Annotated in this window: 1 protein-coding gene and 1 pseudogene; both read right to left on the bottom strand. The window is 52.7% G+C overall.

Annotated elements, in window-relative coordinates; translation table 11 throughout:
- A partial coding sequence (locus R8N47_RS24095; RefSeq protein WP_318185964.1) for a tyrosine-type recombinase/integrase occupies positions 1-683 on the bottom strand: 683 nt, incomplete at its 3' end.
- 2 nt (positions 684-685) lie between these two features.
- Positions 686-913, bottom strand: a pseudogene (locus R8N47_RS24090) (hypothetical protein); the annotation flags it as partial.

The following is a 913-nucleotide window of genomic DNA, read 5'->3' as shown; positions in this document are numbered from 1 at the left end:
AGTCTTTTCCATGCGCCACCAGGCACATACGCCATTCTCTCTTTGTTGCCCTTGCCAAGAACCTTGAGAGCGCGGTCCTTGTAGATCATGCTTCCCATGTCCAGCGCAACGATTTCCGAGCGGCGCAAGCCACACCCGAGGAGCACCCCGAGAATGGCCGCATCCCGAAGCCCTTTGGCGCTTGAATCACTTTCACATGTGAAAAAGAGGCTGCGAATCTCATGGCGTTCAAGTGCCCGCCCTTTAGGAAGTCGAGATCCACGTACTGAACGGACTTGCTTAATGTGCTGGAAGCTATCCGTATCAATTTGCTTCATCGTCCAGGCTTCAAGAGCCACCCCTTTGAGCGCTGACAGGTAGGTGTTGATCGTTGCCGGAGCCTTCCCTGCATCCCCCAGCATTTCCAGCACCGCCAATATGTGGTGCCGCCTCATTGAGCTCCATGCACAGTCACGAAGGTTCTGAAACCCGATCATCTTGGCGACAATGTTGAGGAATGAGCTCATGGTCTGCCTGCTTCGCTTTGACCCGAGGCTCACCAGATAGGCGACGGCGGGGTTGTCCTGGATGTTCCGGAGCGAGCTCGATGACGGCAACAGTTCACCGCGAATGCTTTGTTCTGCCGGAACATTTACTTTCGCATGTGAAACTAGCTCTTCCTTGTCATTGTTTGTGTCGTGCAAAGTTACCTCCTAAGCCCGACCGCAACGAGAAGAAAATCCCATATTTTGAGGTGAAGAGGTAGTTCCTCCTCCATATGTTGCGTTTCGTAGCTTTGCATCAGTGGTTCAAACTTGGTTGGATTGCACAGCAATTCGTAAACTGTTCGGTTGGGCTTGGTGATCGGCTTATTCGGAGTGAATCCATGTTTGTTCTGGAGGTACAGCGCTACCGCGCCACTTCTGGATTCTCC

The sequence above is a fragment of the Vibrio sp. 2132-1 genome (genome assembly GCF_033344315.1).
The sequence above is the reverse complement of the archived record's forward strand: the minus strand, read 5'-3'. Positions and strand labels throughout refer to the sequence as shown.